This is a genomic window from Enterobacter cloacae complex sp. 2024EL-00227, from assembly GCF_043945315.1.
Taxonomy (GTDB): domain Bacteria; phylum Pseudomonadota; class Gammaproteobacteria; order Enterobacterales; family Enterobacteriaceae; genus Enterobacter; species Enterobacter roggenkampii.
The window spans coordinates 39,229-56,528 of the sequence record NZ_JBIMQP010000005.1; the positions used below are offsets into that span (position 1 = coordinate 39,229).

A 17,300-nucleotide genomic window follows, 5' to 3' on the forward strand; every position below is an offset into this window, starting at 1 on the left:
AAACTCATCTTTTGCATATTTGGTTAAATCCTTGCGTAATTTGTATATGCTTTTTTGTATATACAATCAGGGAAGGGTACACTATGCCAACGGAGTATGAGTGGGATAGCAATAAGGCGAAAAGTAACCTGCAAAAACATGGCATACGCTTTGAGGATGCGGTTATGGTTTTCGACGATCCTTATCATTTGTCTGTTCAGGATCGCTATGAAAACGGTGAATTTCGCTGGCAAACCATCGGCCTTGTGCAAGGCCTTCTTGTTATTTTGGTCGCACATACGGTACGTTTTGAAAGCGGAGGAGAAATCATCCGTATCATTAGCGCACGAAAGGCGGACCGCAAAGAGAGGAGCCGTTATGAGCATCGTTAAACATAAACGAGGTAGTGCGCCTGAGGTAAGCGCTCGTCGTGTGGCTGAGCTCAAAGCATTAGCTGAAAAACCAGATGCGGAGATTGATTACAGCGATATCCCTGCTACGGACGATGAACAGTGGTCAGGGGCGGTGCGAGGGAAGTTCTATCGACCACTCAAAACTCAGGCATCTGTACGCATTGACGCCGATGTGATGGAGTGGCTTAAACGGCCTGGGAAAGGTTATCAGACGCGGCTCAATGCCATTTTGCGTGAAGCAATGCTGCGCGATCAAAACAAAAAATAAATAGCGGGCAGCGTTTGGCTGCCCGCTATCTCAGCGTATATTTTCCAGCAGCCGCCACATCACCCACCCGCCAAACCCCATCAGCACCACCCCCGCCGTGCGCTCTATCAGCCACAGCGCACGGCTGAGCTTCTGCTGGACCGCGGGCAAACCCATCAGCGTCACCAGCGCCAGATCCCACGCCAGCACCACCGTCACCATCCAGACGCCGCAGGTTGCCTGCTGAAGCAGCGTCACGTCCGGTCCCAGTAGCGCCGTCATCAGCGCCAGATAGAACAGCGCATTCTTCGGATTAAGGAGCGCCGAGCCGAGTCCCAGCAGGATCTGCTTGCGCAGCGAGGGAAAGCGCTGCTGGGTTTCATTCAGCGTCAGCGCTTTCGGGCGGCTGCGCACCAGATGCGAGCCGATCCACAGCAGATACAGCGCCCCGCAAAGCTCTATCAGCGTAAACAGCCATGCAAACTGTCGCAGCGCACTCCAGCCGATAATCACCAGTAAGATATACAGCCCGTTACCCGCTGCGATGCCGACGCACAATCCGGCGCTGCCGCGCAGTCGGTAGCGCGCCGCGTAGCCCACCAGCAGGAAGAAGTCCGGCCCCGGGCTTAACAGGGCGACAAAATGCGCCAGCGCCAGGGCGAGAAAAGCGGAAGGGAAGAACAGTTCCATAGCAACCTCGGTTAACAATCTGAGGTCAGGCTACGGTGATGCCAACGTTATTTATTGTCAGATATTGATCGGCCCGTCACGTACTGGCGCGGCGTGGCGGCGGTATAGCTGACGAAGGTCTTATGAAAATGGCTCTGGTCGGCAAACCCGCTCTGGTAGCCAACGTCGGCGATGTCGTCCCCGGCACGCAGTCGCGCTTTGGCGAACTCCACGCGGGAGATGTTGAGGAAGCTGCCCGGCGTCAGGCCGGTATCCTGTCGGAAGGTGCGGATCAGCGTCTCCTTGCGCAGCGAGAATCGTTGGGCAAGTTCGTCAAGCGAAGGCGGTGCGGCCAGGTCGGCAAGAAACGCCTGCCGCACGTGCTGGCTGGTTGAGCGAAGCGCGTCTGCGTTTGCCACGCGGCGGGGCAGGGCTGAAAGCAGCGTGTCCACGGATACAGGCGACATCGCCTCAACAATATCCAGGTAGCGCTTAAAGAGCGCAGGGTCGCGAATCACCTGTAACGCCAGAGGAATATCGGTGTCGATATAGAGCATATGGTAGCTGCGCGGTTGCCCGGCGACGGGGTTGCAGCTGTGCGGCGCAGAGGCCGGGATCACAATGAGGTCCCCGGGGTTAAGGATGTATTCTTTGTCATGACAAATGCAGCAGGTCTGGCCTTCCATAATCGCGCCGATAGAGAGCTGAGGGTGACTGTGGCGTTTGTACGCCTGCGTGCTCTGCCACGTGCTGCGCAGCTCAAGGCCTGAGGCGCGGTGAAAAGTCTGCCGGATGTGTCGGGTATCGGTCATATGAACTCCTTCTGGACGTTTTTTATACCACGTCAGCGAACCGTCTTGCAGCGCTTCATTAAGAACCTTCCGGATATACCCAACTTTACGTCCACAGCCAGTCATGTTGACTACCCTTAATACCCTAAGCGGTAAAACAAGGAGATTCGACATGGCTTATCAGACAGTAAATCCTGCCACTAACCAGCTCATCAAAGAATACCCCTCGCATACCGACGCGGATATCGAAGCGGCGCTGAAGGCGGCCGATGCGCTTTACCATTCGGACTGGGCGAAAGGCGACATCAATCAGCGCCTGCCGGTGCTGCATAAGCTTGCCGATCTGATCGACGAGCGCACCGAGGAGCTGGCGAAAATTGCCAGTCAGGAGATGGGCAAGCTCATCGAACAGAGCCGCGGCGAGGTGAAGCTGTGCGCGCAGATCGCCCGCTACTACGCCGACAACGCGAAGCAGTTCCTGGCCCCGGTGAAGTATCAATCCGAACTCGGGGAAGCGTGGGTGGAACATCACCCCATCGGCGTGCTGATGGCCGTTGAGCCGTGGAACTTCCCGTATTACCAGCTGATGCGCGTTCTGGCGCCAAACCTGGCGGCGGGTAACCCCGTTATCGCCAAGCATGCCAGCATCGTGCCGCACTGCGCCGAGACCTTTGCCCACCTGGTGCGTGAGGCGGGGGCGCCGGAAGGGGCGTGGACCAACCTGTTTATCTCGTCCGAGCAGGTGGCGAACATCATTGCCGACGATCGCGTGCAGGGTGCCGCATTAACCGGCTCCGAAAAAGCCGGCAGCGTGGTGGCCGCGCAGGCGGCGAAGCACATCAAGAAATCCACCCTTGAACTGGGCGGTAACGACGTGTTCGTGGTGCTGGACGATGCGGACCTGGACAAAGCCGTCAGGATTGGCGTGAATGCGCGGCTCAACAACGCCGGGCAGGTCTGTACCGCGGCGAAGCGCTTTATCCTGCATGAAAAGATTGCCGACACCTTCCTGAGCAAATTCACCGAGGCGTTTAAGCAGGTGAAGATTGGCGATCCGCTCGACGAAAGCACCACGCTGGGGCCGCTGTCGTCGAAAGATGCGCTAGAAACGCTGACCAAACAGGTTAACGAGGCGGTGAAAAACGGCGCGACGCTGCACTATGGCGGCAAGCCGGTGCAGCGTGAGGGGAGCTTCTTCGAACCGACGATCCTGACGAATATCTCGCGCGACAACCCGGCGTACTTTGAAGAGTTCTTCGGCCCGGTGGCGCAGATGTACGTGGTAAAAAACGACGACGAGGCGGTCGCGCTGGCGAACGACTCACACTACGGCCTGGGTGGGGCGGTATTCAGCCAGAATATCGAGCGCGCGAAAAAAATGGCGTCGCGGATTGAGACCGGGATGGTGTATATCAACTGGCTCACCGATACCGCGCCAGAGCTGCCGTTCGGCGGCGTGAAGCGCTCCGGTTACGGACGCGAGCTGTCGGATCTGGGGATCAAAGAGTTTGTGAACCAGAAGCTGGTGGTGGTGCGTCAGTAAGAGGCCATAAAAAAAACCTGCCAACCGGCAGGTTTTTTATGGGGTTATTGCACTTCGATCTTGTCCCAGCCGCTTTTGAACATGCAGCTGTCAACCAGCGTATCCCGGCGATATTCATTCGCGTCTTCTACCGTGTAGCTCGTGGAAATATCCTTTTTCTTGTTCTTTTTGTCCGTTTTTTCCGAGCTCGAACCGGTCACCACGTTATCCGGGGGAAGATCGATCAGCGCCTGCGCTTCGCATTCCGTGAGCTTTTTATTCGTTTCCGCATCGCTGACGCCCGGTTTCACCCATTTGTACTGGACGCAGCCGGTGAGCATCAGCGTGAGGCTCAGAACGCAAAGCGCGGTCATGCGGTGTTTCATCAGAAGGTGACTCCACCGCCTACATATGCGCCGTCAATCAGCGTGTGGCCAGGGCGGCCGTCCTTGCCATCAACGCTCACGTGGCGGTAACCCACTTTCAGGGTCACAGGCGTAATTGGCGTCCAGCTTACGCCGCCGTTGGCTTCCACGTAGTTTTTCACGCTGTTGTTCAGCCCTTCTGGCGCCACGTAGCCTTCACCGTACACGTGGATGCTGTCGGTCAGGGCAACGTTCACACCGCCGCCGATCGGGAACGCCACGCCGTTATCGCCTTTCTTCGGGCCGATGTAAATGGCTTTGGCACCCGCATTCAGCATCACTGGGCCCACTTCCAGGTTGTAGCCTGCGCCCACGCCGCCGGTCTGGGTACCGTCATCGGTGTTTTTAAGCCAGTTGCTTTCGGCATACAGGCCGGATGAGGATTTCCCCATCTCGAGGTTGAGGTTGGTAAAGTTTTTACCCTGCTCAATGCTGCCGCCCATTGCCAGAGCGGAACCCGAGAGGGCGGTCAGAGCAGAAAGAAGAAGGATATTCAGTTTTTTCATGTTTTATGCCTCGTCATTAAATTCATCTGGGGGCACCTTAACAAGCGATGTTTATGACTGCAAATGTGATGAAGGTCGCTGTTTTATGCTGATATTGTTAACTTTTTTATTTGAAATGTTGCATCGATGTTTGATTGTCGAGGTGTCAACGCGTGATGTTCGGACGTTTAGGCACCGTTTAATTTTTTGACTAAACGTAAACTGAACGAGGAAGGGATAGTGATTAGAGGTGAATTAATTGGGTTTCTAATAATTTCCAAAAGTATTTCAGATGTCACACAATACAACACAACCTTACATTTCAGGGCAATGAATATACGTTCACCCGCGCACGCCGGTTGCCTTTCTATGTCATTTTTCTGACACGTTTATTCTTTACGTTGTTGGCTTCACTCACTGGACACTAACAATATGAAAAGAAAAATTATTCCTGTGCTTATCGGTTGTGCGCTCTCTTTCTCTGGCCTGGCTGCGCAGCCTACCGCTGAGCGCTATATCGTCAGCTTCCCTGACGGCTCCCATGTGAAATACAGCGGCGCGTTTGCCGATGCGTTCCCGAACGGGCTCCCGGTGGGGATTGGTTCTGGCCTGCTGTTTACGGGCAAGCAGGGCGATGCCCTGACGTTTGCGACCGTGACCGATCGCGGTCCCAACGCCGATGCGCCAAAAATGAGTAAAAACGAAGCCAAAATCTTTGTTACGCCGGATTTCGCGCCGCTCCTGATGACTATCCGCGTCCAGAACGGCAAAGCGGAGGCGGTTGATGCCCGCCCGCTGCACGACGATAAAGGCGAGATTAACGGTCTGCCGCTGCAAAGCGGCGTGATTGGCTCCACCAATGAAGTGGCGTTCAGCGACACCCTCAAGGTCCTGAAAGGTGATAACCGCGGACTGGATACGGAAGGCATCACGCCTGACGGCAAAGGCGGCTACTGGCTGTGCGACGAGTACGGCCCGTTCCTGATTAACGTCGACAGCAAAGGCAAGATCCTCGCGATCCACGGGCCGCAGGCCGCGGAAGGGGAAAAATCTATCGCGGGCGGTCTGCCAAACATCATCAAATGGCGTCAGCCCAACCGGGGCTTTGAAGGCCTGACCCTGATGCCGGACGGGCGGATTATCGCCGCCGTGCAAAGCACGCTGGACATCGACGGGAAGAGCAAAAAGCAGGCGCTGTTCACCCGTCTGGTGAGCTTCGACCCGGCGACCGGCAAAACCGCGATGTACGGTTACCCTATCGACAGCGCGGCCTACGACAAAAACAGCGATGCCAAAATCGGCGACATCGTGGCGCTCGATAATCAGCACATCCTGCTGATTGAGCAGGGAAGCGATAAAAACGACGGGATGCGCAACCTGATTTACAAGGTGGATCTCAGCAGGGCGAGTGACCTGACCGCCTTCGACAAGCCGGGCGAGTACCCGGAGTTTGATGATGAGAAAACCCTGGCGCAGCGCGGCATTACCCTTGCGGCAAAAACGCAGGTGGTCGATCTTCGCGCGCTGGGCTGGCAGCAGGAGAAGGCTGAAGGACTGGCGCTGATCGACAGCAAAACGCTTGCGGTGGCGAACGATAACGATTTTGGCGTGAAGGTCGCGATGCAAAATCCGGTCGAGGGCAAGAAGCTTAAGGATTACCGGGTGAACGCGGAAGGCAAGCTGACGCTGGAGGATAAACCGGTGGAAACCACGCTCAGCGTGAAGCCGCTGAAGAAGCCGGAGTCCGACAGCGAGCTGTGGATTGTGACGCTGCCGGAGGCGGTGAAATAAGTTTACCGCTCACCGCTCTCCCCACAGGGGAGAGGGGGATTGTTCGGAGCGCATAGTTAAGCGGGGAGGCTATTTCTTCAGCCCCGCAAACGCCGCCCGAATCTCCTCCTCCGGCAGCTGGATGCCAATAAACACCATCACGCTGTGCGGCGCTTCATCGCCCCACGGTCGGTCCCAGTCGGCGCTGTACAGGCGCTGCACGCCCTGGAACAGCAGGCGGTTCGGCTCGCCGTCAATCCACAGCATGCCTTTGTAGCGCAGCAGCCTGTCGGCAAACGACAGCAGCAGGTTCTCCATCACGCGGGAGACCTCGCTGATGTCCACCGGGTAATCCAGCTCGACCACAATCGACGCCACGTCGTTTTGCTTGTCTCCCATAAAGTGGAAGCGCGGTTTTGCGGTGACGTTCTCTTCCAGCATAAAGCCGTTGGTGTTGAACAGCTGGGACAGGTTGATATCGCCGTGCGTCACCGTGTAAATCGGCGCGCGGGAGTTGATGCGCGTCAGGCGCTCGCGCAGCTTAACGCTTTCGCCCGCCACGTCGGTTTTGGTCAGCAGGATGCGGTCGGCGTAGCCCACCTGAGACTGGGCGATGGTGAACTGGTTCATCTGATCGTCGGCGTGGACCGCGTCGACCAGGGCAATGACGCCGTCCAGCAGGTAGCGCTGGCAAAGGATCTCGTGCGAGAAAAAGGTCTGAATAATCGGGCCGGGGTCGGCCATGCCGGTGCACTCGATCACCAGGCGGTCGAAGTCGATTTCCCCGCGGTCGCGGCTGTCGAGCAGGTCCAGCAGGGCGTCTTCTAATTCATTAGAGCGGGTGCAGCAGATGCAGCCGTTGGTCAGGGTTTTGATCTGCGTGGCACGATCGCCAATCAGCTGGTCGTCTACGGAGACTTCGCCAAATTCGTTTTCGATGACGGCGATTTTGAAGCCGTGCTGCTCGTTCAGGATGTGGCGCAGCAGGGTGGTTTTACCGGCGCCGAGGAAACCGGTCAGCAGGGTAACGGCAATCGGGGTCATGGTCTCTCCTTTAGCAGCAGCGGACGCCGCCTTCTCCACTTCCGCCGTAGCGCGCTTCCTGACGCTCGCGGAAGAATTCGGTGTAGGTCATGTACGGCTTATCCGGATGGTTGGTCTTCATGTGCTCAACGTAGTTGTCATAGTCCGGGATGCCAATCAGCATTTTCGCCGCCTGACCGAGGTATTTTTTTGCTTCGCCTAAGTTACCAAACATAACGTGTCCTGATAAGAAAAAGCCCGGTGGCGCGCAGCGATCCGGGCCTACAGTACCGTTGTAGGGCGGGTCAGCGCAGCGCCGCCCGCCATTGTTTTAGTGGTGTGAAGAGGTCTTCACGCCGCCTTCCGGTACCGGCACGTACGGGGTTTCTTTATCCGTGCGGCCATCGATGTTGCGCACTTTCATCCAGGTTTTGATGCCGTAGAAGATGATGCTGTACACCACCACCAGGAACAGAATGCTCAGACCCGCGTTGGTGTAGTTGTTCACCACGATATGGTTCATGTTGGCAATCTGCTGCGCGGTTAAATCCGCGCCACCTGCGGCAATCTTCTCTTTGTACTGGTTAGCCATGAAGAAGAAGCCTTCCAGCTGCGGGTTGGTGCTGAACAGCTTCAGACCCAGCGCCCAGGTGGTGCAGAGCAGCAGCCACAGCGCAGGCACCACGGTAACCCAGATGTATTTGGTACGTTTCATCTTCACGAGGACCACGGTACCCAGCACCAGGGCCACGGCCGCCAGCATCTGGTTAGAGATACCGAACAGCGGCCACAGGCTCTTCACGCCGCCGAGTGGGTCAACCACGCCCTGATACAGCAGGTAACCCCACAGGCCTACGCAGCCCGCGGTCCCGAGTACGCCCGCCACCAGAGAGTCGGTTTTCTTCAGGAACGGCACGAAGTTACCCAGCAGATCCTGCAGCATGAAGCGGCCCGCACGGGTACCGGCATCCAGCGCGGTGAGGATGAACAGCGCTTCGAACAGAATACCGAAGTGGTACCAGAAGCCCATGTCCGCCCACGGCAGCACTTTGTGGAACACGTGTGCGATACCTACCGCCAGCGTCGGTGCACCACCTGCGCGGTTCAGCACGGACGGTTCGCCGATGTCTTTCGCGGTCTGCATGATCTGCTCAGGCGAAATCACAAAGCCCCAGGAGCTGACGGTCGCCGCCGCGTGTGCGCTGGCCTCTTTCAGCTGCGCCATGATCAGCGCGGTATTTTCGCCGCCCATCTCATGCAGGTTAGGCATGGTGATGCCCAGACCCGCTGGTGGCGTGTTCATCGCGAAGTACAGGCCAGGCTCGATAATCGACGCCGCAACCAGCGCCATGATCGCCACGAAGGACTCCATGAGCATTGCGCCGTAACCGATGAAGCGCGCGTCGGTTTCATTGGCCATCAGCTTCGGCGTGGTGCCGGAGGAGATCAGCGCGTGGAAGCCAGACACGGCACCGCAGGCGATAGTGATAAACAGGAACGGGAACAGGGCGCCTTTCCACAGCGGACCGGTACCGTCAATGTACTGGGTTACCGCCGGCATTTTCAGCTCAGGGTTGATGATCACAATCCCGATGGCCAGCCCGACGATCACGCCGATTTTCAGGAAGGTCGCCAGGTAGTCGCGCGGAGCCAGAATCAGCCACACCGGCAGCAGGGCAGAAACGAATGCGTAACCGATCAGCGCGAAGGTGATGGTGGTGTCTTTAAAGGTCAGCGCCGGGCCCCAGTACGGGTCGTGCGCAATCACGCCGCCGAAGTAGATAGAGGCGACCAGCAGCACGATACCGATCACCGAGACCTCGCCAACGCGGCCAGGGCGCAGGAAGCGCATGTAGATGCCCATGAACAGCGCAATCGGTACGGTAGAGCAGACGGTGAAGACGCCCCACGGACTTTCGGCCAGCGCTTTCACCACGATCAGCGCCAGCACCGCAAGGATGATGATCATGATCAGGAAGCAGCCAAAGAGGGCGATGGTGCCCGGCACGCGGCCCATCTCTTCTTTGATCATCTCACCCAGCGACGAACCGTTACGGCGCGAGGAGATAAACAGCACCATAAAGTCCTGCACTGCACCCGCCAGCACCACGCCCGCCAGCAGCCAGAGCGTACCCGGCAGGTAGCCCATCTGCGCGGCCAGTACCGGGCCGACCAGCGGGCCAGCGCCTGCGATGGCGGCAAAGTGGTGACCAAACAGCACGTAGCGGTTGGTAGGCACGTAGTTCAGGCCGTCATTGTTAATGACCGCCGGGGTGGCACGCGTCGGGTCGAGCTTCATGACCTTCTGCGCGATGTATAAGCTGTAGTAGCGATAAGCCACAAGGTAGACGGAAACCGACGCGACCACGATCCACAGGGCGCTGACGTGTTCGCCCCGGCGTAATGCGACAACCGCCAGACAGAAAGCACCGAGGATCCCGAGTAAGGCCCAGGGCACGTGCTTCAGTAGTTTTTTAGTATCCATAGTAAGACCTGGTTTTTTATGTAAAGAAAAAAGGGTCAGGGTTCGTTGTGAGGAGGTATTGATTAATGCTGGAGCGATCGTGCCAGATCCCCGCGCGCGTAAAGGACGGTAAATGAATGAGTGGTTGAAAGTGCCGGGTGAGCGGTCAAAGGCGGCGACGAGCGGTTTCGGCGCGCCGCCGGAGGGCGAAATTATGTGATTGAGATCACTTGATTATTCGGGTTGCGCTCCACGGCCAGATAGCTCTCCAGCGTCCTGATGAGTTTCTCCTTCAGCCAGCTCGGTTCCAGGATCTGAATATGGGGGAGCCAGTAGAACAGCAGCGGCAGGATCTGGTTCTCGTGGGCCGCCTGGCAGCGCAGCGTGACGCCGTCCTGCTGCTCCTCCAGCAGCTCCTGTTCCGGCAGAAGATCCCGGCGCAGGAAGTAATGTGAAATATTATCTTTGATGAATATTTTCACCGCGAAAGTATCTTCGGACACCCAGGGATCGAGGCTTTTCTCCAGCAGCTCAAGAACATTTTCTTCGGGAGTGAAGGTCGTTTTCTGAATATCAAACCAGCTAATCTGGCTCAATGAGAAGGATTTCAGCCGGCTATTTTCGGTGGCTTGTAAATACCATATATTTTTTTTGTTAATGAGTTTATAGGGATTAATCAGGCGGGTTTTACCCTTATAAACGATCTGGCAAACATTATGGTTTTTAATCGATTTCTCGATTTTCGTTAAATGACGGCGAATATCGCGTTCTACCGTATGTTCCGCTTCATTGCCAAGAATAAGAATATGGTTTTCGTCTACGCGCGTTTCAAGCTTTTGCCAGAATTCCATATTTCTTTCAGGGAAAAAGCTGTCGGCATTCAGAAAGTTAGCCAGAGTGTGATGCAATCCTTGCCCACCCGGCGATTGTGCGGAATGAATCAGCCGATATAGACCGTTACCGGTATGTTCAACAATGGGCGAGAGGGCATTTAAATCCCGGTAGACGGTGCGTTCGGTAATTTTAAATTTCTCCATTAGCGCACCGCGGTTTACCACACCGTTTAAATGTAGCTCAAGGAGAATATCGACCAGACGTTCAGCCGAGCGGCTCCGCGTCGTTTTAGCCATAAGGTCATCCTGTATATATAGGTATGCGCTGAATGATGCGGGTGCACTGACAGGCGGCGTCAGTATTCAGGCACAGAAAATTTCTCTTATGGGTATATAACGGCGTGATTTAGCGGAAACCTTAGGAGTTTTTGCAGAAAGCGGCGCTGGCCGGAAAAAAGGCCAGCGCGAAGGGGGGTCACACGGCGACTTCCGTCTCCAGCATGACCGGGTGGAAGCGGCGCCTGAAGTAGATCAGGCCGTGGCCCGCGTCACTCAGAATGATGTTTTTAATTTCAACCAGATAAACCAGATGCGTGCCGATGGTTTGCACCTGGCTTATTTCGCCTTCAAGGCTGGCCAGCGCGCCCTTGAGTACCGGCTGCGCCAGCGGCCCTTTCTGCCAGCAGGAGAGGGCAAAACGATCCTCCATCGTCATACCGGTCATCCCGGCGAAATGGCGCGCCATGATCTCCTGCTCGTGGTTCAGCACGTTAACGCACAGCCTGCCGTTGCCCTGGAATACCGGGTTCATGGCGCTGTTGGCGTTGATGCACACCATGACCGACGGCGGGGTGTCCGTGACCGAGCAGACGGCGGTGGCGGTGATGCCGCAGCGGCCCGCCTCGCCCTCGGTGGTGACCACGTTAACCGCCGCCGACAGGCTACTCATTGCGTCGCGAAAACGCAGGCGTTGTTCATCTAAATGCATTGCAACCTCCCGCTGCGCTATTTCAGCAGCTTGTCCAGCATGTTGATATCGCTGTTGTTGTGCAGGTGTGGCACCGTCCAGCCGTGTTGGTCGTATTCGGACATACAGCGGTCGACCATCGCCATCATCTTGTCCATATTGCCGGAGCTCTGCGCCTGGCGCAGACACTGCAGGCGAATTTCATCCTGGCTGCCGGAGTAGTTAATTTCGTACAGCTCGTGACGGCCGCCAAACTCGCTGCCGATGGCGTCCCACATCAGCTTCAAAATCTTGATGCGTTCGACGTGGTCCATGCCGTTGGAGCCGCGCACGTATTTCGCCAGATACTGGTCGATCTGCGGGTTGTTCAGGTCCCGCGCGCTGGACGGGAGGTAGATCAGCCCGGAGGTGACGTTACGCTCGATGATGTTCTTGATCTTGGCGTAGGCCATTGGGGCCATCACGCGGTAGGTCTGCAGCGCCGCGTGGTCAGGAAGATACGCACCGTTGACCCACGGGGTGGCTTCGGAACACATGGAGTCGCTCAGCGCCCAGAACATGTTGCGCCAGGCCACCACTTCGCCGAGATCCGCCTGCACGCCGCGGAACTCCAGGGTGCCGGTACACTCCAGGGATTTCTTCAGCAGGGCGGTGATGAAGTCGAGCTTCACCGCCAGGCGCACGCAGGCCTGCAGCGGGTACATTCGCGCAAAGCCGCCTTCCATCGTCCAGCGGCGGCAGCGGTCGAAATCGCGGTAGATCAGCACGTTTTCCCACGGGATCAGCACGTGATCCATTACCAGAATGGCGTCGTTCTCGTCAAAGCGGCTGGAGAGCGGGTAGTCGTAAGGGGAGCCGGTTGCGCCTGCCACCATCTCGTAGGAGGCGCGGGAGATCAGCTTCACGCCCTCGGCGTCCATCGGCGCGACGAACATCAGCGCGAAGTCTGGGTTTTCGCCCATCACCTGCGCGGAGCCGAAGCCGATCATGTTGTAGTGGGTCAGGGCGGAGTTGGTGGCCACCACTTTCGCGCCGCTGACGATAATCCCGGCGTCGGTCTCTTTCTCCAGCTTGATGTAGACGTCTTTCACCTCGTCCGCTGGCTTGTGGCGGTCGATCGGCGGGTTAACGATGGCGTGGTTGAAGTACAGGCCGGTTTCCTGAATGCGGGTGTACCAGTTGCGGGCGTTCTGCTCGAACTGGCCGTAGAAGGCCGGGTTGGCGCCCAGCGCGCAGCCGAACGCGGCTTTGTAGTCCGGCGTGCGGCCCATCCAGCCGTAGCTCAGGCGCGACCACTCGGCGATGGCGTCGCGCTGCTGGCGCAGGTCGTCGGCGCTTTTCGCCACGCGGAAGAACTTGTGGGTATAGCCGCCGCTGCCGGTGTCGGTGCCCCAGCACAGCGTGTCCTGCATGTCCGGCTTGTGCAGCGCGTCGTACATCTGCGCGATGGAGGCCGCCGCATTGCGAAACGCCGGATGGGTGGTGACGTCTTTGACGCGCTCGCCGTAGATGTAAATCTCGCGTCCGTCCTGCAGGCTTTTTAAATACTCTTCACCGGTTAACGGGCGTTTGGCATCAGCGCGGAACTCTTCAGGCTTCATAGGGACCTCGTATCGGAATTGTGTTGTTAAATTTATGTTTTGTTTTTGTTGTTTAATTGAAGCCTGAGAGGGGCGTAACGTGAAGGGACGATTGGGACAACGACGGGTACTTTTCGGGTGGGTTGTGGTTTTGTGATCTGTGCGGCTTTTCGGCGGGTGGCGCTGCGCTTACCCGCCCTACGAACCGTGATGCGTTCAGGAAACCGGTACTTTCTGCGCCCGGTATGCGCTGGGAGAGCACCCCACTAAGCGGTTAAAAAAGCGGGCGAAATAGGCCGGATCTTTGAACCCCAGCTGCCAGGCAATCTCGCTGACGGTGCTGTCGGAGAAGAGCAGCAGTCGTCGGGCCTCGCGCAGCTGGCGGTCGAAGATCAGCCGTTTTGGCGGCCGGTTGGCGAAGCGGCGACAGATATCGGTCAGGCGGGATTCGGTCAGGTGCAGCTCGCTGGCGTATTCCGGCACCGTCCAGTGCTGGTGGTAGTGGGTGTCGATCAGCTGGGTAAACCGCTGGAACAGCTTCAGCTCGCCGCGCATGCCGCCTGACGCGTGGTCGTCGAGCTTCGCGTTGCGCAGCAGCAGGGTAAACACCGCCTGGGCCAGCAGGACCAGCGTATGCTCGCGCCCGGGCAGCTGCTCCGTGGATTCCCGGGCAATCAGCTGCCAGTAGTGCTTCAGCGCCGCCAGCTCGTCCGGCCTGTCGGCAAGCGAAAGGCAGATCCCCGGCAGGCCAAACGCCTCCCGCGTGCCGGGGTAGAGCACCTCAAGCAGCGGCCAGATCAGATCCTCGCGCACCGTCAGCACGTGTCCGTCGCTGTCGGATTCGGTGATAAACGCGTGCGGCACCGACGGCGGCGTCAGGACGAACAGCGGGGCCTGCACCGAATAGCGGTGATCGTCGAGCTGGAGCTCAATCTGCCCGGTATCGAGAAAGTGCATCTGAAAATACTGGTCGTGACGATGCGCCTGCATGTCGCGGCCAAAAAAGGCCGCCATGCGGGCGAACGACTGGTAGTGCACATCGTCGGTGCCCAGGCTTTCGTCGTACTCCTTGCTGATATCAATGTTGGCGATAGGGCTCTGGCACACGATCGTTCCTCTGTTGATCCCGCTGCGTCATCGGAATGCGCGTCAGCACCAGCGCGCCGACCACCAGCAGACCCGCCACGAACCACAATCCCGAGCTGAAGCTGCCGGTCGCGTCGCGCAGGATCCCAATCAGCAATGGGCTAACGGCGGAGCCGACGTTGCCGATGGCGTTGATCACCGCCAGCGCCACCGCGCGGGACTGCAGGCTAATCACCCGATCCGGCGTGGTCCAGAATATCGCCATGGCGGTAAACGATCCGGTTGAGGCCATGATGATGCCAAGCAGCTGGATCAGGCTGTGATCGGTCGCGGAGGCCAGCATCCATCCCGCCGCGGCGAACAGGTACGGCAGGATGGTGTGCTTTTTTCGCTCTTTCAGCCTGTCGGAACGGCGGCTCCACCAGATCATCCCGAGGATGGTGCAGAACTGCGGGATCGCCGCCAGCAGGCCGATGACGATGTTGCTGCTCCCCGTGTTGAAGCTCTGCAGGATCTGCGGCGTCCAGATGTTGATCGCGCTCAGCGTATTGGTCAGGCAGAAGTAGGCCAGCGTGTAGAGCAGCACCGCCGGGGTCAGCACCTCGCGCAGCGTCGAGCGCGGCGTGACGGATTGGGCAATGGCAACCTCCTGCTCGCGGGCGATCATCGTTTTGAGCGCCCGCTTTTCGTCATCGTCCAGCCAGGTGGCCTGATCCGGCGTGTCGTTGAGGTAAAACCAAGTCACCACGCCGAGCACCACCGACGGCAGCCCTTCCAGCAGGAACAGCCACTGCCAGCCCTTGAGGTTCCACAGCCCGTCCATCGACAGAATGTACCCGGAGAGGATTGAGCCGAGCATCATGGTGACCGGCATGGCAATCATAAAAAGCGCGTTGGCGCGGGCGCGGTGATAGGCCGGGAACCACCAGGTGAGGTAGACCAGAATCCCCGGCAGGAAGCCGGCTTCGGCAATGCCCACCAGCATGCGCAGAACGTAGAGGGTTTCGGGGCTGGTGGCGAACATGGTGCAGGTGGAGGCAATACCCCACACTACCATGATCCCAGCGATCCAGCGGCGCGCGCCGATCTTCGCCAGCATGATGTTGCTCGGGATCCCGCACAGCACGTAGGTGACGTAAAACAGCGTCGCGGCCAGGCCAAACATGGTTGACGTGAGGCCCAGATCTTTACCCATCGTCAGCCCGGCAAAGCCGATATTGATGCGATCGAGAAACGAAAAGACAAACAGGATAAAGAGAAAGACGATCAGGCGTCGGAACAGCTTGTTAATGGCGCGATGTTCAACAGCTTTATTATCATGGGTTTGCAGGGTAGAGGTCGTCATGGTGCGCTCCAGATCTTACGTTTAGTAGACGGATTTATTGTTATTAACTGACGTAACCGGTTTTTCGATAAAGCGTGCCGCCAGCGCTTCCGCGCCGCGGGCGAGCAGGGTCGTGTCGACCCCGACGGCGACAAACCGCGCGCCGAGTTCAAGATAGCGTTTTGCCAGCGGCTCGTTCGCCATCAGGATGCCGGGGGCTTTACCCGCAGCGCGTATCTGTGCGATCGCCTGTTCAATGGCGGCCTGCACCTCCGGGTGCTGCGGATTGCCGGCAAAGCCCATGTCGGCGCTGAGATCCGCCGGGCCGATAAACACGCCGTCGACGCCTTCCACGTCCAGGATCTGCGGCAGGTTTTTCAGCGCCTCACGGGTTTCGATCTGCACCAGCACGCACATGGCGTCGTTGGCCTGCTGCAGGTAATCCGGAATGCGGTTCCAGCGCGAGGCGCGCGCCAGGGCGCTGCCCACCCCGCGAATGCCCGCGGGCGGGTAGCGGGTGGCACGTACCGCCTGCCGCGCTTCGTCGGCGTTTTGTACCATCGGCACCAGCAGAGTTTGTGCGCCCACGTCCAGCAGCTGTTTGATCTGCACCGGGTCGTTCCACGACGGGCGGACCACCGGCTGGCTGGGATAAGGGGCGATGGCCTGCAGCTGTGTCAGGACGGTCTGCACGCTGTTCGGCGCGTGCTCGCCGTCGATCAGCAGCCAGTCGAAGCCTGCTCCGGCCAGCAGCTCCGCGCTGTAGCTGCTGGTCAGCCCCAGCCATAGCCCAATTTGCGGACGGCCCGCCTGCAGCGCCGCTTTGAATGCGTTTTGCATGGTTATCTCCTAGACAAAGCGGCAGCTGATGGAGCCCATGTTGCCGTAGTCGACGTGGAAGGTGTCGCCTCTGCTGGCGGGCACCGGGCGGGTAAACGAGCCGCCGAGAACGATCTGGCCAGGCTCCAGCTGCACGTCGTACGGCGCAAGCTTGTTGGCCAGCCACGCCACGCCGTTGGCCGGGTGGTTCAGGACGCCTGCGGCGACGCCGGTCTCTTCGATCACGCCGTTGCGGTAGAGCAGGGCGGAGATCCAGCGCAGGTCCAGCTCGTCGGGCTTAATCGGACGGCCGCCGAGGATCACGCCCGCGTTGGCGGCGTTATCGGAGATGGTGTCGAACACCTTGCGCGGGCGCTGGGTGTCCGGGTCGACGTTGTGGCAGCGGGCGTCGATCAGCTCCAGCGCGGGGATCACGTAGTCCGTGGCGTTGTAGACGTCGAAGATCGTGCAGTTCGGGCCGCGCAGCGGTTTTGCCAGCACGAACGCCAGCTCCACTTCAATGCGCGGGACGATAAAGCGATCCACGGGAATGTCGCTGCCGTCGTGGAAGAACATGTCGTCCAGCAGCGCGCCGTAGTCCGGCTCGCTGATCTGCGAGCTGGCCTGCATCGCTTTGGAGGTCAGGCCGATCTTGTGGCCCTTCAGCACGCGGCCTTCGGCGATCTTCAGGCTGACCCATTCGCGCTGGACGGCGTAGGCGTCGTCGATGGTGATCGTCGGGTAGTCGAGGGAGATCTGGCGGATCTGCTCCCGGGACTGCTCCGCCTGATGCAGACGATGGGCGATCAGGGTATGGGTGTGTTTATCGAGCATGGCGTATCCTTTATGCGGCTGTTGCCGGGTGGCGCTGCGCTTACCCGGCCTACGTTCGAGCCGTTGTAG

At 58.5% G+C, this 17,300-nt stretch carries 18 protein-coding genes; 4 read left to right on the plus strand and 14 right to left on the minus strand.

The window, feature by feature from the left end:
• Positions 1-83: 83 nt before the first annotated feature.
• Both ACHH0Z_RS10675 and ACHH0Z_RS10680 read left to right on the plus strand, forming a co-directional pair.
• Positions 84-371 carry a BrnT family toxin gene (locus ACHH0Z_RS10675; RefSeq protein WP_025912099.1) on the plus strand — a complete coding sequence of 96 codons (288 nt, stop codon included), beginning with the start codon at positions 84-86 and terminating at the stop codon, positions 369-371.
• The gene (locus ACHH0Z_RS10680) at positions 358-660 is read left to right on the plus strand and encodes a BrnA antitoxin family protein (RefSeq protein WP_023293359.1); all 303 of its coding nucleotides are present in this window, start codon (positions 358-360) and stop codon (positions 658-660) included. Before ACHH0Z_RS10675 ends, ACHH0Z_RS10680 begins: the two co-directional genes overlap by 14 nt.
• A gap of 30 nt (positions 661-690) precedes the next feature.
• Here the strand turns inward: ACHH0Z_RS10680 and ACHH0Z_RS10685 are convergent, their stop codons facing one another.
• Both ACHH0Z_RS10685 and ACHH0Z_RS10690 read right to left on the minus strand, forming a co-directional pair.
• A complete protein-coding gene (locus ACHH0Z_RS10685) occupies positions 691-1,329 on the minus strand; it encodes a LysE family translocator (RefSeq protein ID WP_047722374.1) in 639 nt (212 codons plus the stop codon).
• A 47-nt stretch (positions 1,330-1,376) separates the two neighbouring features.
• Positions 1,377-2,120 (minus strand): AraC family transcriptional regulator, encoded by a 744-nt coding sequence (locus ACHH0Z_RS10690; protein WP_045409226.1) that lies wholly within the window; start codon positions 2,118-2,120, stop codon positions 1,377-1,379.
• 151 nt (positions 2,121-2,271) lie between these two features.
• Between ACHH0Z_RS10690 and ACHH0Z_RS10695 the strand changes: the two genes are divergently transcribed.
• Positions 2,272-3,642: an NAD-dependent succinate-semialdehyde dehydrogenase gene (locus ACHH0Z_RS10695; RefSeq protein WP_045409223.1), complete on the plus strand. Its 1,371-nt coding sequence runs from the start codon at positions 2,272-2,274 to the stop codon at positions 3,640-3,642.
• A gap of 44 nt (positions 3,643-3,686) precedes the next feature.
• Here the strand turns inward: ACHH0Z_RS10695 and ACHH0Z_RS10700 are convergent, their stop codons facing one another.
• Positions 3,687-4,007: a hypothetical protein gene (locus tag ACHH0Z_RS10700; RefSeq protein ID WP_045409220.1), complete on the minus strand. Its 321-nt coding sequence runs from the start codon at positions 4,005-4,007 to the stop codon at positions 3,687-3,689.
• On the minus strand, positions 4,007-4,552 hold the full coding sequence (locus ACHH0Z_RS10705) for a YfaZ family outer membrane protein (RefSeq protein WP_008501313.1): 546 nt from the start codon (positions 4,550-4,552) through the stop codon (positions 4,007-4,009). Before ACHH0Z_RS10705 ends, ACHH0Z_RS10700 begins: the two co-directional genes overlap by 1 nt.
• 411 nt (positions 4,553-4,963) lie before the next feature.
• Here ACHH0Z_RS10705 and ACHH0Z_RS10710 point away from each other — a divergent pair, with 411 nt between their 5' ends.
• Positions 4,964-6,322 carry an esterase-like activity of phytase family protein gene (locus ACHH0Z_RS10710; RefSeq protein WP_045409217.1) on the plus strand — a complete coding sequence of 453 codons (1,359 nt, stop codon included), beginning with the start codon at positions 4,964-4,966 and terminating at the stop codon, positions 6,320-6,322.
• Positions 6,323-6,391: 69 nt separating this feature from the next.
• Here ACHH0Z_RS10710 and yjiA read toward each other — a convergent pair whose 3' ends face one another.
• The 10 genes from yjiA to hpaH all read right to left on the minus strand — a co-directional run bounded on the left by yjiA (position 6,392) and on the right by hpaH (position 17,231).
• Positions 6,392-7,345, minus strand: coding sequence for a GTPase (gene yjiA / locus ACHH0Z_RS10715; RefSeq protein WP_039023939.1), 954 nt, complete (start codon positions 7,343-7,345; stop codon positions 6,392-6,394).
• A 10-nt stretch (positions 7,346-7,355) separates the two neighbouring features.
• Entirely contained in the window at positions 7,356-7,559 is a 204-nt protein-coding gene (locus tag ACHH0Z_RS10720; protein WP_003856610.1) for a YbdD/YjiX family protein, read from the minus strand.
• A gap of 96 nt (positions 7,560-7,655) precedes the next feature.
• Complete coding sequence (locus ACHH0Z_RS10725) at positions 7,656-9,809, minus strand: carbon starvation CstA family protein (RefSeq protein WP_008501310.1); 2,154 nt, start codon at positions 9,807-9,809, stop codon at positions 7,656-7,658.
• Between the two features lie 191 nt (positions 9,810-10,000).
• Entirely contained in the window at positions 10,001-10,918 is a 918-nt protein-coding gene (locus ACHH0Z_RS10730; protein WP_008501309.1) for a YafY family protein, read from the minus strand.
• A gap of 178 nt (positions 10,919-11,096) precedes the next feature.
• Positions 11,097-11,609, minus strand: coding sequence for a 4-hydroxyphenylacetate 3-monooxygenase reductase subunit (locus ACHH0Z_RS10735; protein WP_045409214.1), 513 nt, complete (start codon positions 11,607-11,609; stop codon positions 11,097-11,099).
• A 17-nt stretch (positions 11,610-11,626) separates the two neighbouring features.
• Entirely contained in the window at positions 11,627-13,189 is a 1,563-nt protein-coding gene (gene hpaB, locus ACHH0Z_RS10740) for a 4-hydroxyphenylacetate 3-monooxygenase, oxygenase component (protein WP_008501307.1), read from the minus strand.
• A gap of 195 nt (positions 13,190-13,384) precedes the next feature.
• The gene (hpaA, locus tag ACHH0Z_RS10745; RefSeq protein WP_008501306.1) at positions 13,385-14,275 is read right to left on the minus strand and encodes a 4-hydroxyphenylacetate catabolism regulatory protein HpaA; all 891 of its coding nucleotides are present in this window, start codon (positions 14,273-14,275) and stop codon (positions 13,385-13,387) included.
• Complete coding sequence (gene hpaX / locus ACHH0Z_RS10750; RefSeq protein WP_045409211.1) at positions 14,247-15,599, minus strand: 4-hydroxyphenylacetate permease; 1,353 nt, start codon at positions 15,597-15,599, stop codon at positions 14,247-14,249. Before hpaX ends, hpaA begins: the two co-directional genes overlap by 29 nt.
• A gap of 21 nt (positions 15,600-15,620) precedes the next feature.
• Positions 15,621-16,418, minus strand: coding sequence for a 4-hydroxy-2-oxoheptanedioate aldolase (gene hpaI, locus ACHH0Z_RS10755; protein ID WP_045409209.1), 798 nt, complete (start codon positions 16,416-16,418; stop codon positions 15,621-15,623).
• Between the two features lie 9 nt (positions 16,419-16,427).
• On the minus strand, positions 16,428-17,231 hold the full coding sequence (gene hpaH, locus ACHH0Z_RS10760; RefSeq protein ID WP_021240607.1) for a 2-oxo-hept-4-ene-1,7-dioate hydratase: 804 nt from the start codon (positions 17,229-17,231) through the stop codon (positions 16,428-16,430).
• Between the last annotated feature and the right edge of the window lie 69 nt (positions 17,232-17,300).